The organism is Staphylococcus sp. EG-SA-2, from assembly GCF_017152085.1.
In genome coordinates this window covers 1-648 of the sequence record NZ_JACYHC010001198.1, presented here as the reverse complement: position 1 = coordinate 648, position 648 = coordinate 1, and the positions used below count along the sequence as shown (strand labels likewise).

General features: G+C 37.3%; 1 pseudogene. It reads right to left on the bottom strand.

The window, feature by feature from the left end:
* Positions 1-648, bottom strand: a pseudogene (locus IDG60_RS19550) (fibronectin binding protein); the annotation flags it as partial.

Genomic DNA, 648 nt, shown 5'->3' with positions numbered 1-648 from the left:
AATCAACACTGTTGTGTCCACCAAATTGATAATTAGGTTTATCTTTGTTTGTATCTTCTTCAATAATTTCATTATGCTTATTGAATCCATGAATTTGTGGCACACTGTCGAAGTCGATATCAATGATATTACCGCCATGTTCATATTTAGGCTTGTCTTCTTCTGTGTCTTCCTCGAATGACTGGTTACCGCTATTTTGGCCACCTTCGTAACCTAATTCACTCTTAATATCAACGTGGCTATTTTCTTCGATTTCTTCAATCACGCCATAATTACCGTGACCATTTTCAGTTCCTAAACCAGAATGAGAAATATGATGATTGTTTTCAGTAATTTCCTCGATTGGTCCTTGTGCTTGACCATGTTCTTCAGGTAGTTCATCTACTAGTTCAATCAGATTACTTTCAGTCGTATATTCTTTCGTATCTTCAATTGTTGTATGGTCGCTCACTGCGCCAGTTACAATACCTTTTGTAGACTCTTCGTCAAATTCAACTAAGTTAGACTCAGTTGTTACTTGGCCACCACCTGGATTTGTATCCTCTTCATATTCAACAACATCAGCGTGATGTTTTGAATTTTCATGTGTCGATTCTTCAAAGTCAATTGGATTTGATTCCTCAGAGGACTCAGTGTATCCTCCAACGT